We start from the raw sequence: 19074 nt of genomic DNA on the forward strand, positions 1-19074 counted from the left end.
CACGCTGGTCCAGGCCCCTTCCGGCTGCTTCGTGCGCCGACCGCTTCGTCAGCCCTTCTGGATCTCCCAGAAGCGGAAGACGGTGGAGGCGTCGAGCGTCCACTCGAGTCCCGTGATGCTGCCGTGGGCGACGGCGTACTGCTTGCCCTGCCACAGCGGCAGCAGCGGCACGTCCTCGGCGACCAGGTTCTGGAGCTCGGCGAACTTGCTCTCGGTCGCGGCGCGGTCGGCCATGGCCGAGGTCTCCGGGATGATCTTGCCGGTGATCTCCTTGTTCTCGTAGTTGTTGTTGAGAACGTTGCCGGGGCCGAAGAACGGCTGGGTGAAGTTGTCGGGGTCCGGGTAGTCCGGCACCCAGCCCTGCACGTACGTCCCGTACTTGCCGGCGTCGATGTCCTTCTGGTACTGGTCGAACTCGACGGACTTGACGTCCGCCTTGAACAGACCGCTGTCGTTGAGCTGCTTTGCGATAGCCGCGAGCTCCTGGTCGGTGGCCGGGCCGAAGCGGCTCGACGTGGACCACAGCGTGAGCTGCACCTTGCCGGTGATCCCGGCGGATCGCAGAGCCTCACGCGCCTTGGCGGGCTGCGGACGGTCGCCGTAGCGCTCGAAGAAGGCGGTGTTGTGCCCGGCGATACCGGCCGGGATGATCGAGTACAGCGGCTCCGCCGTGGCGTCGTAGGTGTCCCTTACGAGCGCGTCGCGATCCACCAGATAGGCGAACGCCCGGCGCACCGCGAGCTTGCCCGCGACCGGGTGCTTCATGTTGAAGACGAGGTGCTGGACCTCGGCACTGCCACCTTCGACGACCGAGATCTGCTTGTCGTCGTCGGACACCGAGCCCTGGAGCCCCGCCACTTCCTTGGCGGTCAGACCTCGGTAGGCAACGTCGACCTCGCCCTTCTTGAGATTGGCCGCGAGCTTGTCCTGGTTGCCGTGGTAGAGCTTGAGGGTCACGCCGCCGTTGCGCACGGTCGCGTTGCCCTTGTACTCCGGGTTGATGGAGAAGACCGCTTCGTCCTCGGTGAAGGAGTCCAGCTTGTACGGGCCCGAGCCGAACGCCTTGCCGTCGTCGCGCAGCCCGCCGGAGTCGTACTCGCGGTGGTCGACGATGGAGCCCGCGCCGGAGGCGATCTTGCTGGGGAAGGTGGCGTCCGCGCTCTTGAGCCGGAAGACGACCGTTCGCTCGTCAGGGGTCTCGATGCTGCCGATGGTGGCCAGCAGCGGCCCGGGACCGGAGTCGCTGGCTATCGCGATCGCACGCTCGAAGGAGAACTTGACGTCCTCTGAGGTCAGCGGATTCCCGTTGCTGAACTTGAGGTCCTCGCGCAGGGTGCAGCGGTAGACGGTGCTGGTGCCGCCCTCGAAGCCACACTTCTCCGCCGCGTCGGGCTCGGGGGTGGTGCCGCCCTTGGGGAAGCTCAGCAGGGACTGGAAGACGTTGTTGAACAGCAGCCACGAGCCGGGGTCGTAACCGTCGGCCGGGTCGGTCGCCAGGACCTCGTCGGACATACCGACGACCACCCGGCTTTCCTCGGACGCACCGCCGTCCTGCGCACCGCCGCAGCCGGCCAGCAGGACGAGGGAGAGCCCCGCGGCGAGCGGGGCCGTCCTTTTGATGAGTCGTGCCTTCACAGAACCTTGCCTCTTGCTCTCGGATGCCGGCCGCGACGTTCGCGGCCTTGTGCTGAAGTTCAGGCGGAGCCGCGCGCGAGCTCCCACAGCTGGAGGTCTGACGAGGAGTTCAGCGTCCACTCGACGCCGGTGACCTCCGACCTCGCGGCGACGTACTGCTTGCCCTGCCACAGAGGGAGCACGGGCACATCGGCAGCCACGATGTCCTGCAACTTGGTGAAGGACGCCGACGCGGCGTCGCGATCGGCCTGACGGCGCGACTCGGGGATGAGCTCGTCCCGGGCGGCCGTGCTCACATAGGGGGTGTTGAGGAAGTTGTCCTCGTCCAGGAACGGGGCGATGAAGTTGTCCGGGTCGGGGAAGTCCGGGAACCAGCCCAGGCCGTAGACCGCGTAGTCGCCGCGCTTCTGGGCCGGGCGGAACTCGGACCACTCGGCGCCCCGGACGGTCACGGAGAACAGCTTCGTGGCGTTGAGCTGGTCGCGCAGCGTCTCGAATTCGGCGGCCGTTCCGGGACCGTAGTGGTCGGTGGTGTAGTGCAGGGTGAGCTTGACCGGGGTGTCGATCCCGGCGGCGTCGAGGATGCCGGTGGCCTTCGCCCGGCTCGGCTCGCCGTACCTGTTGAAGAACGAGTTGGTGTGCCCCGAGACGGACGACGGGATCAGTGAGTAGAGGGGTTCAGCGGTCGCTCCGTACACCTTGCTCACGATCTCGTCGCGATCCACGACGGAGGCCATCGCTTGGCGGACCGCCTTGTCCTTCACCGACGGGGCCTTGGTGTCGAAGCCGAGGTAGCGGATCTCCAGGCCCGGCATCTCCGTGAGCGCGATGCCCTCGCGAGGCTCCGCGGAGAGATCGGCGATCTGGCCCGGCGCCATGGTCCTGGCCATCATGTCGATGTCCCCGGACTCGAGGGCCCGACCCATGCTCCCGGCGTCGGCGAAGGGCCGCAGCTCGACCTTGGCGTTGCGGAGCTTGAGGTCACCCTTGTAGTGGGGGTTCTTGGTGAACACCGCGCTGACGAGCCGGTTGCCCTCGCTCTCGGTGGCGAGGGTGTACGGGCCCGAGCCGGTGACATCGAAGCCCTCGCGGAACTTCTTGCCGTCGTAGACATCCCGGCTGACGATTCCCGCGACGGGCGTCGAAAGCTTGTACGGGAAGGTCGCGTCGGGAGTGCGGAGGTGGAAGACCAGCTCCCGCTCGCCCTTGACCTCGATGGTGTCGATATTGGCGAGCAGCCCGGCGGCGCCGTTGTCGGACTTGATGTCGAGGACGCGCTCGATGGAGAACTTCACGTCCTCGGCGGTGACGGGCTTGCCGTCGGAGAACTGAAGGCCGTCACGGAGCGTGCAGCGGTAGCTCTCACTCGCCTTGTCCGTGAAGGCGCAGGCGGAAGCCGCCTCCGGGACCGGTTCGCCACCGCCGCGCGGCACGTGCATCAGCGTCTGCAGGGTCTGGCGGAGTACGTTCCAGGCACCGGTGTCGTAGGCGTGGGCGGGATCGAAGGGCGCCGGGGCATCACTGTCGGCAACGAACTGGTCCGTGGTCCCCACGACAATGGCGCCGTCCTTGTCCACTCCACCGGTTGTGGTTCCACATGCGGCGAGCGCGGAGGCGAGCAGGCCGATCACGGCCGGTAGCACCAGTGCCTTGCGGTTCATCCTGGACGTTCTCTTCCTCATCCCACACTGGGATACAGCGGCGTACGGGATACTCCGCCGCGGTGCCCCGGTCGGGGCGGGGCGATCGGGCCGGGCCCAGAGCGATCAGACCTGTGACGCGGGGTTGTGGGTGTGTCCCGTGGCACAGGGGTTGTGCGGCGAAGTGCTCGCGTCGAGATTAGTCGGCTTGGCCACGAACACCCGAACGAACCCGCGTTGAACTGACGCCGCTGAGTGAGCAGGCATGGCGGTGCATCGATAGTCATGCGGGAGGGCAATCCGGACGTGGGACGGGCAACCGGGACACAAAGGCGCCTGTGGACGAGCTTGGGGCAGGACCCGCCCGCATGACCAGCCCCCCACGAGGTCACTTGGAGTGAGGAACCTCACGTTCTGTGGCGCTCACGGAGAACGATCGCCCGGATGCCCTGGGTTTCCGGGCGATGCGAGCGCGACACTCGGTGAGGGTGTCAGTTCACACGGGTGATCAGGGTGTGCAGGAAAGGGAGGTCGACCTCCTCCAGCGAGCCCACCACCACCCGGCCTTCGGCGGGGGCGATGGGCGCGACGGAGGGGACAGCGACCACACGGCAGCCCGCGGCCTCGGCAGCCGCGACACCGGTCGCCGTGTCCTCGATCACGGCGCAGCGGACGGGGTCGGCGCCCAGCCCCTGTGCGGCGAGCAGATACGGGTCGGGGTGCGGCTTGGTACGGGCGACCTCGTCGCCCGCGACGGTGAGCGCGAAGCGGTCGGGCCCCAGCGAGGCCAGCACCCGGTCGATGATGCGCCGGTGCGACGCGGACACCAGTGCGGTGGGCACGTTGTGGGCGGCGAGCTCGGTGAGCAGCCGCTCGGCGCCCGGCATCAGCGGCACACCGCGGGTGATGCGCTCCTCGAAGCGGTCGTTGAGCAGCACAGTGAGTTCCGCGAGAGTGACGTCCGCGCCGGTCGCCTCGATGAGATAACCCGCGCTGCGGGTCATCGGGCCCCCCACCACCACATCGCGCCAGGCCGCGTCCAGCTCATGGCCGAGGTCGGCGAAGACCTCCACCTCGGCGTCCCACCAGAAGCCCTCCGTGTCGACCAGGGTGCCGTCCATGTCGAGGAAGACGGCTTGCAGGGCCGAGCCCGCACGCATGTGCGTCGAGGACGCGGGGACCGTACTGGTCATCGGCACACCTCCGAGAGGGACGAGAAGGCCGGCCGTCTCCCGGTGAGGGAGGGCGACCGGCCTGCACTGGACCGACCAGTGTACGTCGCGAGTGTCCGGAGTGCGCCGGCGAAACTCCAGAGGCGTCCGCCGCGCGTGCTCTCGGAGCCGCTCAGCGTGCGTTGAAGTACTTCGCCTCGGGGTGATGGATCACAATGGCGTCGGTGGACTGCTCGGGGTGGAGCTGGAACTCCTCGGAGAGCTGCACGCCGATACGCTCGGGCTGGAGCAGGTCGGCGATCTTCGCCCGGTCCTCGAGGTCGGGGCACGCCCCATAGCCGAGTGAGAAGCGTGCTCCCCGGTACTTGAGCGCGAACATGTCCTCGATGTCCGCCGGGTCCTCGCCGCCGAAGCCGAGTTCGGTACGGACCCTGGCGTGCCAGTACTCGGCGAGCGCCTCGGCGAGCTGGACGGAAAGGCCGTGCAGTTCGAGGTAGTCGCGGTAGGAGTCGGAGGCGAACAGCTCGGCGGTGGCCTCGCCGATCCTGGAGCCGACGGTGACGACCTGGAGGCCGACCACGTCGGTCTTGCCGGACTCCTCGGGACGGAAGAAGTCGGCCAGGCACAGCCTTCGGCCGCGTCGCTGGCGCGGGAAGGTGAAGCGGGTGCGCTCGGCCCCGTCCTCACCCAGGATGATCAGGTCGTCGCCCTTGGACACGCAGGGGAAGTAGCCGTAGACCACTGCCGCTTCCAGCATGTTCTGGGTGTGCAGCTGGTCCAGCCAGCCTCGCAGCCGGGGTCGGCCGTCGGTCTCCACCAGCTCCTCGTACGAGGGACCGTCGCCGCTGCGGGTCTGCTTCAGACCCCACTGGCCCTTGAACAACGCACCCTCGTCGAGCCAGGACGCGTACTCCTTGAGCTGGATGCCCTTGATCACCCGGGTGCCCCAGAACGGCGGCTCGGGGACGCGGTTGTCGGTCGCCACATCGGAGCGCACGGCCCCTTCGGAGCCTTCCGGGTCCTCGGCCACCGCGGACGCGGTGGCCCGCACCCGGCGCTGTCTGAGCTCGGGGAGGCTGGCTCCGGGTACACCGCGCTTGACCGCGACCAGGGCGTCCATCAGCCGCAGCCCCTCGAAGGCGTCGCGGGCGTAGCGGACCTCACCCTCGTAGATCTCGTGGAGGTCCTGCTCGACATAGGCCCGGGTGAGGGCCGCGCCGCCCAGGATCACCGGGTAGTCGGCCGCCAGCTTGCGCTGGTTGAGCTCCTCCAGATTCTCCTTCATGATCACTGTCGACTTCACCAGGAGACCGGACATGCCGATGACATCGGCCTTGTGCTCCTCGGCCGCCTCCAGGATCGCCGAGACGGGCTGCTTGATGCCCAGGTTGACGACGTTGTAGCCGTTGTTGGAGAGGATGATGTCCACGAGGTTCTTGCCGATGTCGTGCACGTCGCCGCGGACGGTGGCGAGCACGATGGTGCCCTTGCCCGCCTCGCCGTCGTCGGACTTCTCCATGTACGGCTCCAGATACGCCACCGCGGTCTTCATGACCTCGGCGGACTGGAGCACGAACGGGAGCTGCATCTGGCCGGAGCCGAACAGCTCGCCGACCACCTTCATGCCGTCGAGCAGGGTGTCGTTGACGATGTCGAGCGCCGGGCGGGTGGCGAGGGCCTCGTCCAGATCGGCCTCGAGGCCGTTGCGCTCGCCGTCGATGATGCGCCGCTTGAGCCTCTCGTCCAGCGGAAGCGCCGCCAGCTCCTCGGCCTTGCCCGCCTTGAGCGACTTGGCGGTTGCGCCCTCGAACAGCGCCATCAGCTTCTGCAGCGGGTCGTAGCCCTCGTCGCGCCTGTCGTAGATCAGGTCGAGGGCGGTACCGACCTGCTCCTCGTCGAAGCGCGCGATCGGCAGGATCTTGGACGCGTGCACGATGGCCGAGTCCAGGCCCGCCTTGACGCACTCGTCGAGGAAGACCGAGTTCAACAGGATGCGGGCGGCCGGATTGAGGCCGAAGGAGATGTTGGACAGGCCTAGTGTGGTCTGGACGTCCGGGTGGCGGCGCTTGAGCTCGCGGATCGCCTCGATGGTGGCGATGCCGTCCTTGCGGGACTCCTCCTGACCGGTGCAGATGGTGAAGGTCAGCGTGTCGATGAGGATGTCGGACTCGTGGATGCCCCAATTCCCGGTCAGGTCGGCGATCAGCCGTTCGGCGATCTCCACCTTCTTCTCCGGCGTGCGAGCCTGGCCCTCCTCGTCGATCGTCAGAGCGATCAGCGCGGCGCCGTGCTCCTGCGCGAGACGGGTGACCTTGGCGAAGCGCGACTCCGGCCCGTCGCCGTCCTCGTAGTTGACCGAGTTGATCACCGCCCGGCCGCCGAGCTTCTCCAGACCGGCGCGGATGACCTCCACTTCGGTCGAGTCGAGCACGATGGGCAAGGTGGAGGCCGTGGCGAAGCGTCCCGCCAGCTCCTCCATGTCGGTCACACCGTCACGACCCACGTAGTCGACGCAGAGGTCGAGCATATGGGCGCCCTCGCGGATCTGGTCGCGGGCCATCTCCACGCAGTCTTCCCAGCGGCCGTCGAGCATGGCTTCGCGGAACTTCTTCGAACCGTTCGCGTTGGTGCGCTCGCCGATGGCGAGGTAGGAGGTGTCCTGGCGGAACGGCACGGTCTGGTACAGCGAGGCGGCACCGGGCTCGGGGCGGGGCCGGCGCTGCCCGGGGGCGAGGCCCCGCACTCGCTCCACGACCTGGCGCAGATGCTCCGGGGTGGTACCGCAGCAGCCGCCGACCAGGGACAGCCCGTATTCGCTGACGAAGGTCTCCTGGGCGTCGGCGAGCTCGGACGCGGTCAGCGGATAGTGCGCTCCGTCCTTGCCCAGCACGGGCAGGCCGGCGTTCGGCATACAGGCCAGAGGCACTCGCGAGTGCCTGGCGAGATAGCGCAGGTGCTCGCTCATCTCCGCCGGCCCGGTGGCGCAGTTCAGCCCGATCATGTCGATGCCCAGGGGTTCGAGCGCCGTGAGCGCCGCCCCGATCTCGGAGCCGAGCAGCATCGTCCCGGTGGTCTCGACAGTGACCGAGCAGATCAGCGGCAGGTAAAGGCCGGTGGTCTCCATCGCGCGGCGCGCGCCGATGATCGCGGCCTTGGTCTGGAGCAGGTCCTGGGTGGTCTCCACGAGCATCGCGTCGGCGCCACCGGCGATCATTCCCTCGGCGTTCTGCTGGTAGGCGTCGCGCAGGACGGGGTACGGGGCGTGGCCGAGGGTGGGCAGTTTGGTGCCGGGCCCGATGGAGCCGAGCACCCAGCGCTGCTGCCCGGTGGTGGCGGTGTACTCGTCGGCGACCTCGCGGGCGATACGGGCGCCGGCCTCCGACAGCTCGAACACCCGCTCGGGGATGTCGTACTCACCCAGCGCTGCGTGGTTGGCGCCGAAGGTGTTGGTCTCGACGCAGTCGACCCCGACGTCGAAGTACGCGGAGTGCACCGAACGGACGATGTCCGGGCGGGTGACGTTCAGGATCTCGTTGCAGCCCTCGAGGTTCCGGAAGTCGTCCAGCGTGGGGTCCTGCGCCTGGAGCATGGTGCCCATCGCACCATCGGCCACCACCACACGAGTGGCGAGCGCTTCACGCAGGGCGTCGGCCCGGGCCCTGTGTTCGGCGGTGACGGCAGAGGCTGCGGAGTCGGCGGACGGGGTCGGCGACGAGGCCATGGATTGCTCCCTGGGATGCGACGGCTGTCGGCTTTGCGGCACCCCTGGGGCGCCGCACGCGGCCAGCCTAGCCGGGAGTACCGATCCGTGGAGCGCCGTCCCAGCCGGTGGACGGTGATCCCGCCCCGGCAATCGGGTGATGACCCGATGATGTCCGAAAGCGCGCGGTCTTGACACACTGTCCTCGGGGTAACACCTATTCGGCATGGGCCGATAGTGTTCAGCATTGTCGAACCTCGGGGAGAAAGGGCCGGGCGTTGGCGAAGAACATCCAGTCGCTTGAACGAGCGGCGGCCATGCTGCGACTGCTCGCAGGCGGCGAGCGCCGACTCGGGCTGTCCGACATCGCTTCGTCCCTCGGCCTCGCCAAGGGCACGGCGCATGGCATCCTGCGCACCCTCCAGGCAGAGGGCTTCGTGGAGCAGGACGACGCCTCGGGCCGCTATCAGCTCGGGGCGGAACTGCTCCGGCTCGGCAACAGCTATCTGGACGTGCACGAGCTCAGGGCCAGAGCCCTGGTGTGGACGGACGACCTGGCGCGTTCCAGCGGTGAGAGCGTCCACCTGGGGGTGCTGCACCAGCGCGGCGTACTGATCGTCCACCATGTGTTCCGACCGGACGACAGCCGACAGGTCCTCGAGGTCGGCGCCATGCAGCCGCTGCACTCCACGGCACTGGGGAAGGTGCTCGTCGCGTACGACCCGGTGGCGCACAGCGAGGCGCTGGAGATCGACCGCAAACCCTTCACTCCCCGCACGATCACGGCTCTGCCGGACTTCGAGGAGCTGCTCGACCTGACCCGGGCGCGCGGCTGGGCGGCCGACGTCGAAGAGACCTGGGAAGGCGTCGCGGCGGTGGCCGCACCCATCCACGACCGGCGCCGGATGCCGGTCGGCGCGGTGGCGATCACAGGTGCGGTGGAGCGGGTGTGCAACGGTGGCGAGCTGCGCTCCGAGCTGGTGGCGGCGGTCAGGGACTGCGCCCGCGCCGTGTCCCGCGATCTCGGCGCCGGCCGCTTCTGAACGCCGGAGGACAGGGCGGGAACGCCGGGCCGCGGCGCCCGCCAGCCTCCTGCGCGGGTCCGGCACGACTGCCGGATCGCGGTGGCCACGGGGCCACTCCGCGCCGCTGATCCAGGCCATGCTCCGGCGCGCCGTGCACCCCGACCCGCCTCGTACGCTCCAGCCCGGCTTCGTACGCCCCCACGACGCGTCGCGGCGCCGCCCTGACCCGGGAGGGCGGCGCCGCGACGCGTCCGTCCGCGTGACGGTCGGCACCGCCGCGGCAGCCGTGAAGCGGTCGGCGGCCCCCTTCGTACCCCGCGCCCCGGCCCCCCGCCCCCAAGCCCCGCACCGGTTCCCGCATCCCTCACACCAGGCGCTTTTGATCGTTCAGGCGCATCATCGATAACGATCGGGTTATCAGCCACACAACCCTTGACGTCGCATCGAGCACAGGGCAAAACTGCCGTTCATCGGTCGGCATTGTCGAACACCTACCGGTATTACGCGCTAGAGTGTGGCAACGCCAAGGCCGGTACCGCTCTCATCACCTGGGAACGCGGACCGCGGAGGGACCCGCGGGTTCGCCTTGCCCTGGACGCAAGTTAAGGAGTCGCGGGTGTCCAGCTCCGACATCTTCATCGGCGAGGTCATCGGGACCGCCATGCTCATCCTGCTCGGCGCCGGCGTCGTCGCCGCCGTCGTGCTCAAGCGCTCGAAGGCGCAGAACGCCGGTTGGCTGGCCATCACCTTCGGGTGGGGCTTCGCCGTCCTGACCGCTGTCTACATCTCCGCCCCCATGTCCGGTGCCCACCTCAACCCGGCGGTCACCCTGGGCATCGCCATCACCAGCGGCGACTGGAGCCACGTCTGGCTCTACTGGCTGGGACAGGTGATCGGCGCCATGATCGGCGCCTTCCTGGCCTGGCTCGCGTACTTCGGCCAGTTCAAGGCCCATCTCACGGACCCGGAGATCATCTCCGCTCCACCGCACGAGGAGGGTCTGGTCAGCGAGAAGGCCGCCCCGAAGGCCGGCCCCGTGCTCGGCATCTTCTCCACCGGCCCGGAGATCCGTATCGCCTGGCAGAACCTCGCAACCGAGATCATCGGCACGTTCGTACTGGTGCTCGCCGTACTCACCCAGGGCCTCAACGACAGCGGCAAGGGCCTCGGCCCGGTCGGCGGTCTGATGGTCGCCCTGGTGGTCGTCAGCATCGGCCTGTCACTCGGTGGACCGACGGGCTACGCGATCAACCCCGCGCGTGACCTCGGCCCCCGGATCGTCCACGCCCTGCTGCCGCTGCCGAACAAGGGTGGCTCCGACTGGGGGTACGCCTGGATCCCCGTCGTCGGTCCGCTGATCGGTGCTGCCATCGCCGCGGGTATCTATGAGATCGCATTCGCGTGAGCCGTACGTCCTTTCCTCAGATTTCCAGGAGTACACCGTGACCGACGCACACACCGCCGGCCCGTTCATCGCGGCCATCGATCAGGGCACCACCTCCTCCCGCTGCATCGTCTTCGACAAGGACGGCCGGATCGTCTCGGTCGACCAGAAGGAGCACGAGCAGATCTTTCCGAAGCCGGGCTGGGTCGAGCACAACGCGACCGAGATCTGGACCAACGTCAAGGAGGTCGTGGCCGGCGCGATCGAGAAGGGCGGCATTTCCGCCGCCGACGTCAAGGCCATCGGCATCACGAACCAGCGCGAGACCACACTGCTCTGGGACAGGAACACCGGCGAGCCCGTGCACAACGCACTCGTCTGGCAGGACACCCGCACCGACGCGCTCTGCAAGGAGCTCGGCCGCAATGTCGGGCAGGATCGTTTCCGCCGTGAGACCGGCCTCCCGCTGGCGAGCTACTTCTCCGGCCCCAAGGTCCGCTGGCTGCTGGACAACGTCCCGGGCCTGCGCGAACGCGCCGAGCGCGGGGAGATCCTCTTCGGCACGATGGACTCCTGGGTCATCTGGAACCTCACAGGCGGTGTCGACGGCGGACACCACGTCACCGACGTCACCAACGCCTCGCGCACCATGCTGATGAACCTCCACACCATGGAGTGGGACGAGAAGATCGCCCAGTCCATGGAGGTGCCCATGGCAGTGCTGCCGGAGATCCGCTCGTCCGCCGAGGTCTACGGGCACGTCAAGGGCGGTGTCCTGGACGGCGTCCCGGTCGCGTCGGCGCTCGGCGACCAGCAGGCGGCGCTGTTCGGCCAGACCTGCTTCTCCGAAGGTGACGCGAAGTCCACGTACGGCACCGGGACCTTCCTGCTGATGAACACCGGCAGCAAGATCATCAACTCGTACTCGGGGCTGATCACCACCGTCGGCTACAAGATCGGCGACCAGGCCCCGGTCTACTCGCTCGAAGGCTCGATCGCCGTCACCGGCTCCCTCGTGCAGTGGATGCGCGACCAGATGGGCCTGATCAACTCCGCCGCGGAGATCGAGACCCTCGCGTCCTCGGTCGAGGACAACGGCGGCGCCTACTTCGTCCCCGCCTTCTCCGGCCTCTTCGCCCCGTACTGGCGCTCCGACGCCCGCGGTGTGATCGCCGGACTGACCCGCTACGTCACCAAGGCGCACATCGCGCGCGCCGTCCTCGAGGCCACCGCCTGGCAGACCCGCGAGATCACCGACGCCATGACCAAGGACTCAGGCGTCGAACTCACCTCGCTCAAGGTCGACGGCGGAATGACCTCCAACAACCTGCTGATGCAGACGCTCGCCGACTTCCTCGACGCACCGGTGGTGCGCCCGATGGTCGCCGAGACCACCTGCCTCGGCGCGGCCTACGCCGCCGGACTGGCCGTCGGCTTCTGGCCCGACACCGACGCCCTGCGCGCCAACTGGCGACGGGCCGCCGAGTGGACCCCCCACATGGACCCTGCCAAGCGCGACAGGGAGTACAAGGACTGGCTCAAGGCCGTGCAGCGGACCATGGGCTGGATCGAGCACGACGAGAGCTGACGAGGAGCACCGAAAGATGACCACCCTGCAGAGCGTCCCCGCCCCGGGGACGCACCCGGCCTCCGGTTCACTGCCGAGCCGTGCCGAGACCCGGGAACAGCTTGCCAAGGCGACGTACGACCTCCTGGTGATCGGCGGCGGCATCCTGGGCATCTCCACCGCCTGGCATGCCGCGCAGGCCGGGCTGCGGGTGGCCCTGGTGGACGCCGGCGACTTCGCCGGCGCCACCTCGTCCGCCTCCTCCAAACTGCTCCACGGCGGTCTGCGCTACCTCCAGACCGGCGCGGTCAAGCTGGTGGCGGAGAACCACTTCGAACGCCGTGCGGTCTCCCGTCAGGTGGCCCCCCACCTGGCGAACCCGCTGACCTTCTACCTTCCGGTCTACAAGGGCGGACCGCACGGCGCAGCGAAGCTGGGCGCGGGCGTCTTCGCCTACTCGGCGCTCTCCGCGTTCGGCGACGGCGTGGGGCATGTGATCTCTCCCGCGAAGGCGCAGCGCGATGTGCCCGAGCTGCGCACGGAGAACCTGAAGGCTGTGGCCGTCTACGGCGACGACCAGATGAACGACTCGCGGATGGCACTGATGACGGTCCGCGCGGCGGCCCAGTCCGGCGCGGTCGTGCTCAACCACGCCGAGGTCACCGGTCTGCGCTTCACCCAGGGCCGGGTCACAGGCGCCGAGCTCAGGGACCGGACCGACGGCACCGAGTTCGGCGTCGACGCCCGGCTGGTTCTCAACGCGACCGGTCCGTGGGTGGACCATCTGCGCAGGATGGAGGACCCGAAAGCCGCACCCTCCATTCGTCTCTCCAAGGGCGCCCACCTGGTGCTCAAGCGGACCGCCCCGTGGAAGGCCGCACTGGCCACCCCGATCGACAAGTACCGCATCACCTTCGCCCTGCCCTGGGAGGACATGCTGCTGCTCGGTACCACCGACGAGGAGTACGAGGGCGACCCCGCCGATGTCTCGGTCGACGAGAAGGACACCACCCAGATCCTGGACGAGGCGGCCTTCTCCATCCGGGACCAGCAGCTGTCCCGCGATCTCATCACCTACTCGTTCGCCGGTCTGCGGGTGCTGCCGGGCGGCCCCGGTGACACCTCGCAGGCCAAGCGCGAGACCGTGGTCACCGAGGGCCGCGGCGGGATGCTGTCGGTGGCCGGTGGCAAGTGGACCACCTTCCGCCACATCGGCCGCACGGTGATGGCCAAGCTGGCCGCGCTCCCCGGCCGACCGCTGGCGGACGACATGGAGCCGCTCTCCCAGCTGCCGAAGAAGCTCCCGCTACCGGGCATAGCCAATCCTCGCGCGGTGGCGCACCGGCTGCTGGTGGACGGACCGGCGCCCGGTCCCCGGATGGCCGCCGACACCGCCCGGCACCTGGCCACGCACTACGGGTCGCTGTCGTTCGACATCGCACGCCTGGTGAGCCACTCCCCTGAGCTGGGCGAACGGATCCACCCCGACGCCCCCGAGATCTGGGCGCAGGTCGTCTACGCGCGCGACCACGAGTGGGCCGAGACCGCTGACGACGTGCTGCGCCGGCGTACGACCCTGACGATCCGCGGACTGGCCACGGACGACATCCGCACGAAGGTCCAGAACCTGCTGGAGCGCAGAGCCTGACCGCGCCTCGAAAGGGATTCCCGCCTCGCACAGACGTCGGGGACGACCCGCTTCACGGGTCGTCCCCGACGTCTGTGCGCCGCCTGTCCGCCGACTGTGCACACCGGCTACGCGGCTGCCTCAACTGCTCGCCGGAACACTGGGGATCGAAGTTCACCCTGCCGTGCACAGGGGCTCGGGCGGGCTTCCCCGAAGCCGTAAGGTTGGTCCGTACACAAGGAAGCGTCGGAAGGAGGCACTGGGTGATCGAGCTCGAGGGGGTTCCCGAGCTGATCGACCCGGTCATGGTGGCCGCGTTCGAAGGCTGGAACGACGCCGGCGACGCTGCCTCCACCGCGGTCGCACATCTGGACCGGGAGTGGAAGGGCGAGGTGTTCGCGGCGCTCGACGCCGAGGACTACTACGACTTCCAGGTCAACCGGCCCACCGTGTGGCTGGACGGCGGAGTGCGGAAGATCGTCTGGCCCACCACCCGGCTCTCCGTGGTCCGGGTCGGCGGCGAGAAGCCACGCGATCTGGTGCTGGTGCGCGGGATCGAGCCGTCCATGCGCTGGCGCTCGTTCTGCAACGAGTTGCTGGGCTTCGCCCATGAACTGGGCGTGGAGATGGTCGTGATCCTGGGCGCACTGCTCGGCGACACCCCGCACACCCGTCCGGTGCCGGTCAGCGGCGTGACCTCGGACCCCGATCTGGCCAGATCGATGGATCTGGAGGAGACCCGCTACGAGGGTCCGACGGGCATCGTCGGCATCCTCCAGGAAGCCTGCACGCACGCCGGGGTGCCTGCGGTGTCACTGTGGGCGGCGGTGCCGCACTACGTCTCCCAACCACCCAACCCGAAGGCGACACTGGCGCTGCTCAACCGGCTCGAGGACCTCATCGACCTACGCATCCCGCTGGGTGAACTCCCTGAGGACGCAAGGGCCTGGCAGCTCGGAGTCGACCAACTCGCCTCCGAGGACAGCGAAGTGGCGGAATATGTCCAGACGCTGGAGGAAGCGCGGGACACGGCCGAGCTTCCCGAGGCATCCGGGGAAGCGATCGCGCGCGAGTTCGAGCGCTATCTGCGGCGGCGGGACGGCGGTCCGGGCAGCGGTCAGGGGCAGCAGCCGGGCGGGCATGCGACGGAGAGCGGTGAAGGCGGCCCGTATCTGCGCGACCCGTCCAGCGGGCGGAACCGCCCGCCCAAGCCGCAGCGACCGGATCCGGAGCAGGGCACCGGGGACGATCCTGATTCGCAGGACTCGTCCGAGGGCTGAGCCGGAGCCTCTGGCAGAAGTCGCGGTGACGAAGGCGGGGCGGTGCCGGTCGGCACCGCCCCGCCTTCGCTTCCTTCGCTGTACCAGGGCGTGTTGCGAAGGTGGCGCCGTCCGCCCGGAGGGTGGGGTCCACGGCGTCTGATGCGTGCCATCGCAAGGCGAAGGCTCATTCTCGTACAGAACGTACATGGATGCGTCCGACAACGCAGCGAGGGTGCAGGCCAGGCGTCGCGGGCCAGGCGGAACTTTCGTGACGCGCTTTAAAGGGCGACACCCAACAGGGCATCCACAGCACGCGATACGAGGCCGGGGGCACCCTCGTCCGTGCCGCCCTGGGCCTGCTGCCGTGCCGCCCAGCGGTCGACGGCTTCGAGAGCGGCCGGAGCATCGAGGTCGTCCGCGAGGGCCTCACGGATCTCCTCGACCAGTTCGTCGGCCGACGGCCCGTCGGGCCGCGAGACCGCGGCGCGCCAGCGCGCCAGACGATCCTGGGCGTCCCGCAGCACCTGGTCGGTCCACTCCCAGTTGGCGCGGTAGTGACGGGACAGCAGCGCCAGTCGGATGGCGGCCGGGTCGACCCCGTCGCGGCGCAGCGAGGAGACGAAGACCAGGTTGCCCTTGGACTTCGACATCTTCTCGCCGTCCAGCGCCACCATCCCGGCGTGGACATAGGCCTTGGCGAACGGGTACTCACCGGTGAGGACCTGGGCGTGCGAGGCGCCCATCTCATGGTGCGGGAAGGCCAGATCGGAGCCGCCGCCCTGGACGTCGAAGCCCATGCCGAGGTGGTCGAGGGCGATGGCGACGCACTCGATGTGCCATCCGGGGCGTCCGCGTCCGAGGCTCGCCCCGTCCCAGCTGGGCTCGCCGTCGCGAGCCGCCATCCAGAGCATGGGGTCGAGCGGGTTCTTCTTGCCAGGGCGCTCGGGGTCTCCGCCCCGCTCGGCCGACAGGGCTCGCATCACGTCGGCGTCGTAGCGTGAGACCTCGCCGAAGTGCGGGTCGGCCTCCACCGAGAAGTAGATGTCACCGTCCAGTTCGTACGCGGCACCCGCGTCGCGCAGCCGCTCCACCAGCGGCACGATTCCGGGTATCGCCTCGACGGCGCCGATGTAGTGCTCGGGGGGGAGCATCCGGAGCGCGGTCATGTCCTCCCGGAACAGCGAGGTCTCGCGCTCGGCGAGCGCCACCCAGTCCTCGTCGTCCCGCTGGGCGCGTTCGAGCAGGGGATCGTCGATGTCGGTGACGTTCTGGACGTAGTGGACCTGCCGCTTGGTGTCGAGCCACACGCGCTGCACGAGGTCGAACGCGTTGTAGGTCGCCGCGTGACCCAGGTGGGTCGCATCGTACGGGGTGATTCCGCAGACGTAGATACGGGCGACGGGACCGGGGTCAAGGGTCACGAGACCATCGGTCGACGTGTCGTGGATCCGGAGGTCGCGGCCCTTGCCGGGCAGGGCGGGGACCTCGGAAGCGGGCCAGGCATGCATGCCATGAGCCTAACCGGATGCGGCTTCCGGATACGAACCGGATATCCGCTCTTGGCTGGTTGGGCCCTCTTGCGCGGGCCGATGAGCTGGCGGTATGGCGCCGGGTGCGAAGGAGGTTCCGAAGAGGCCATACCGGTGGTGCGGCCGCCTTACACAGGGGGCCAGGGGATCGCGGGCCAGCTCCCCGACGGCTCCGGGTGGCGGCCGTCGACCAGCAGGGCGGCCACCCGGGCCCGGACAGCCGCCACCTCGTCGGCCGTGAGCAGCCTCGCCAGCCGGTCCGCGAGACCGGGACCGCCGTCGCCGAGGGCCGCGGCCAGCGCCCCCAGCACGTCCCTGGCCTCCGCCGTCAGCGGCTCGCCCGCCCAGCCCCACAGCAGGGTGCGGAGCTTGTCCTCCACGTTGAAGGTGACACCGTGGTCGATCGCGTACAGCCGGCCGTCCGGTGCCGGCAGCAGGTGACCGCCCTTGCGGTCACCGTTGTTGATCACCGCGTCGAGCACGGCGAGCCGCCGCAGCCGGGGGTCGTCCGCGTGCACGAGCAGCGCGGTACGGCCCTCCCCGACATCGGCGAGGCCGACGGACTTCCAGCCGTCGTCCGGCTCGTCCCCGCCGACCAGGGCGAGCAGCCCGTCGGCCGACGGGTCCGCCTCGATCCAGAGCTGGACCATGCCCTCGCCGTAGGGACCGTCCCGCAGCACGGTCGGCGGCACCAACCCCCAGCCGGTGGCCTCGGAGATCTCGTACGCCGCGACCTCCCGCTGAGCGAGCGTCCCATCGGGGAAGTCCCATAGGGGCCGCTCACCGGCGACCGGCTTGTAGACGCAGGACGCCTCTTCGCCGTCGTGGGCGACCGAGCAGAACAGCACCGCGTTGGACGCCTCGCGAACCCGTCCCCGCACGGTCAGCTCGCCCTTGGAGAGCAGGTCGAGGACGGTCACGCTCCGCGACGATATCCGTTCTGGCGCGGACATACGTGTCCTTCCGGGTCGAGCGGCAGGCTGCACAGGGGGCACGGAGGCCGCCCCGCGTTCACGACGTCCAGAGCGCGCTTCGCGAAGGCCCTCGCCTGCGCACCCGTCAGCCGGACGCGCAGCATCGGCGGTCCGTTCTCCTCATCCTGCAGCAGCCGTTCCTCGGCCTCGGCGAGGTCCTCCTCGGAGTCCGCGTCGAGCTCCACCAGCGCCTGCGCCTCGACGATCATGCGCTCTTCCTCGCCGTCCCAGGCCAGCGCCATCGTGCCGACCCTGAACTCCTCCTCCACCGGCGAGTCGAGCGGAGCCGTGTCGGCGACGTCCGTGGGAGCCATGGCCGGCACCGGGGCGTTGCCGCCGGTGCGGCGCACTACCTCGTCGAGGAGTTCGTCGATCCGCTCGGCGAGTGCCGCGACCTGAGTCTTCTCCAGGGCGACACTGGTGGTGCGACCGGCCGCCGTCGCCTGGAGGAAGAAGGACCGGCGCCCAGGCAGCCCGACCGTGCCGGCCACGAAACGGTCCGGCGGGTCGTAGAGGAATACCTGACGGGGCACGTCCTGTCTCCCTTGAAGAATCAGCGGGCTTGCGGCCCGTCCACCCTACTGCGCCGACCGATCACTGTGCGCCAGCACCGCCCCCGACCACCGCGGCTCCGTCCCGCCCCTCCTCCGGGCGCTTCGCGGGTGCCAGCGAGCCGAAGTCCCCTGTGTCGCCCAGCCGGAGCAGGAAGGGACGGGTGCGTGTGTAGCGGATTGCTGTCACGGAGCACGGTTCGACGTGGATCCGCTGGAAGAGGTCTAGGTGCATACCGAGCGCGTCCGCCACGACGGATTTGATGATGTCGCCGTGCGAGCACATCAGATAGACGGCCTGCTCGCCGTGCTCACTCGCCAGACGCGCGTTCCAGTCGTGCACGGCGTCCACGGCGCGCGCCTGCATGGCGCGCATCGACTCACCGCCCGGGAAGGTCGCCGCGGACGGGTGCCGCTGGACGACCTCCATCAGGGGTTCGTCGGCGAGCTCGGCCAGCTTGCGGCCCGACCAGTCGCCGTAGTGGCACTCGCCGATCCGCTCGTCGGTGTGCAGTGGCAGGCCGGGCCGCGCGTCCAGCAACGGCTGCAGGGTCTCGAGACAGCGCTGGAGCGGGCTGGTGACCACGGCGGCGAGATCCACGGAGGCGAGCCGCTCGGGCAGCGCCGCCGCCTGGCGCCCGCCCCTCTCGTCCAGGCCCACTCCGGGTGTCCAGCCGGCAAGGACCGCCGCGGTGTTGGCGGTGGAGCGTCCGTGGCGTACGAGGATCAGCGTGGCCATGCGGGCCAGCCTAGAGCCTTCGCCTGCGGGCGGGGGACTGAGCCTTAGGGCTGTCCCGTAGTCCCCGGCGGGCGCGCGACGACAGCTACGGCACTCCCCCTGGCTTCGCCGGGAGGTGCCCCCCACGCTGCGTTGTCGAATCACCCGAATACACCCGGTATGAGGGCGACCCTCCGCCTTGCGTTGCGTCCCCTCGGCCCCAGGGGCCGGGGGAGACCCATACACCTCGGCCCCAGGGGCCGGGGGAGACCCCATACACCTCGGCCCCA

The 19074-nt window shown here is 69.3% G+C and carries 13 protein-coding genes; 5 read left to right on the forward strand and 8 right to left on the reverse strand.

Translation table 11 applies throughout. The features are described 5' to 3' along the window. Positions 1-48 precede the first annotated feature (48 nt). The 4 genes from V1460_RS23435 to metH form a co-directional block, all read right to left on the reverse strand. Positions 49-1635 (reverse strand): ABC transporter substrate-binding protein, encoded by a 1587-nt coding sequence (locus V1460_RS23435; RefSeq protein ID WP_338675581.1) that lies wholly within the window; start codon positions 1633-1635, stop codon positions 49-51. 59 nt (positions 1636-1694) lie between these two features. Then, complete coding sequence (locus V1460_RS23440; protein ID WP_338675582.1) at positions 1695-3296, reverse strand: ABC transporter substrate-binding protein; 1602 nt, start codon at positions 3294-3296, stop codon at positions 1695-1697. A gap of 470 nt (positions 3297-3766) precedes the next feature. Then, entirely contained in the window at positions 3767-4468 is a 702-nt protein-coding gene (locus tag V1460_RS23445; RefSeq protein WP_338675583.1) for an HAD family phosphatase, read from the reverse strand. A 151-nt stretch (positions 4469-4619) separates the two neighbouring features. Continuing rightward, positions 4620-8168, reverse strand: coding sequence for a methionine synthase (gene metH / locus V1460_RS23450; RefSeq protein WP_338675584.1), 3549 nt, complete (start codon positions 8166-8168; stop codon positions 4620-4622). A gap of 257 nt (positions 8169-8425) precedes the next feature. Between metH and V1460_RS23455 the strand changes: the two genes are divergently transcribed. The 5 genes from V1460_RS23455 to V1460_RS23475 all read left to right on the forward strand — a co-directional run bounded on the left by V1460_RS23455 (position 8426) and on the right by V1460_RS23475 (position 15030). Next, on the forward strand, positions 8426-9190 hold the full coding sequence (locus V1460_RS23455) for an IclR family transcriptional regulator (protein WP_338675585.1): 765 nt from the start codon (positions 8426-8428) through the stop codon (positions 9188-9190). A 598-nt stretch (positions 9191-9788) separates the two neighbouring features. Next, positions 9789-10577, forward strand: a complete 789-nt coding sequence (locus V1460_RS23460) for an MIP/aquaporin family protein (protein ID WP_338675586.1) — start codon at positions 9789-9791, stop codon at positions 10575-10577. Between the two features lie 37 nt (positions 10578-10614). Next, positions 10615-12144 (forward strand): glycerol kinase GlpK, encoded by a 1530-nt coding sequence (gene glpK, locus V1460_RS23465; RefSeq protein WP_338675587.1) that lies wholly within the window; start codon positions 10615-10617, stop codon positions 12142-12144. A 16-nt stretch (positions 12145-12160) separates the two neighbouring features. Then, positions 12161-13771: a glycerol-3-phosphate dehydrogenase/oxidase gene (locus V1460_RS23470; protein ID WP_338675588.1), complete on the forward strand. Its 1611-nt coding sequence runs from the start codon at positions 12161-12163 to the stop codon at positions 13769-13771. Between the two features lie 242 nt (positions 13772-14013). After that, a complete protein-coding gene (locus V1460_RS23475) occupies positions 14014-15030 on the forward strand; it encodes a PAC2 family protein (protein WP_338675589.1) in 1017 nt (338 codons plus the stop codon). A gap of 260 nt (positions 15031-15290) precedes the next feature. Here V1460_RS23475 and mshC read toward each other — a convergent pair whose 3' ends face one another. The 4 genes from mshC to V1460_RS23495 form a co-directional block, all read right to left on the reverse strand. Next, complete coding sequence (mshC, locus tag V1460_RS23480) at positions 15291-16520, reverse strand: cysteine--1-D-myo-inosityl 2-amino-2-deoxy-alpha-D-glucopyranoside ligase (RefSeq protein ID WP_338675590.1); 1230 nt, start codon at positions 16518-16520, stop codon at positions 15291-15293. A gap of 149 nt (positions 16521-16669) precedes the next feature. Then, on the reverse strand, positions 16670-17494 hold the full coding sequence (locus V1460_RS23485; RefSeq protein WP_338675591.1) for an SCO1664 family protein: 825 nt from the start codon (positions 17492-17494) through the stop codon (positions 16670-16672). Next, the gene (locus V1460_RS23490; protein WP_338675592.1) at positions 17458-18048 is read right to left on the reverse strand and encodes a DUF3090 domain-containing protein; all 591 of its coding nucleotides are present in this window, start codon (positions 18046-18048) and stop codon (positions 17458-17460) included. Before V1460_RS23490 ends, V1460_RS23485 begins: the two co-directional genes overlap by 37 nt. A gap of 61 nt (positions 18049-18109) precedes the next feature. Continuing rightward, entirely contained in the window at positions 18110-18805 is a 696-nt protein-coding gene (locus V1460_RS23495; protein ID WP_338675593.1) for a histidine phosphatase family protein, read from the reverse strand. Positions 18806-19074: the final 269 nt, after the last annotated feature.

It is taken from the genome of Streptomyces sp. SCSIO 30461, from assembly GCF_037023745.1.
In the GTDB taxonomy this organism is placed as follows: Bacteria; Actinomycetota; Actinomycetes; order Streptomycetales; family Streptomycetaceae; genus Streptomyces.

Excerpts from the sequence above, each read along its gene's own strand:
- V1460_RS23440 (WP_338675582.1), bottom strand. The coding sequence starts at position 3,296 with ATGAACCGCAAGGCACTGGTGCTACCGGCCGTGATCGGCCTGCTCGCC.
- V1460_RS23445 (WP_338675583.1), bottom strand. The coding sequence starts at position 4,468 with ATGACCAGTACGGTCCCCGCGTCCTCGACGCACATGCGTGCGGGCTCG.
- metH (WP_338675584.1), bottom strand. The coding sequence starts at position 8,168 with ATGGCCTCGTCGCCGACCCCGTCCGCCGACTCCGCAGCCTCTGCCGTC.
- V1460_RS23470 (WP_338675588.1), top strand. The coding sequence starts at position 12,161 with ATGACCACCCTGCAGAGCGTCCCCGCCCCGGGGACGCACCCGGCCTCC.
- mshC (WP_338675590.1), bottom strand. The coding sequence starts at position 16,520 with ATGCATGCCTGGCCCGCTTCCGAGGTCCCCGCCCTGCCCGGCAAGGGC.
- V1460_RS23485 (WP_338675591.1), bottom strand. The coding sequence starts at position 17,494 with ATGTCCGCGCCAGAACGGATATCGTCGCGGAGCGTGACCGTCCTCGAC.
- V1460_RS23495 (WP_338675593.1), bottom strand. The coding sequence starts at position 18,805 with ATGGCCACGCTGATCCTCGTACGCCACGGACGCTCCACCGCCAACACC.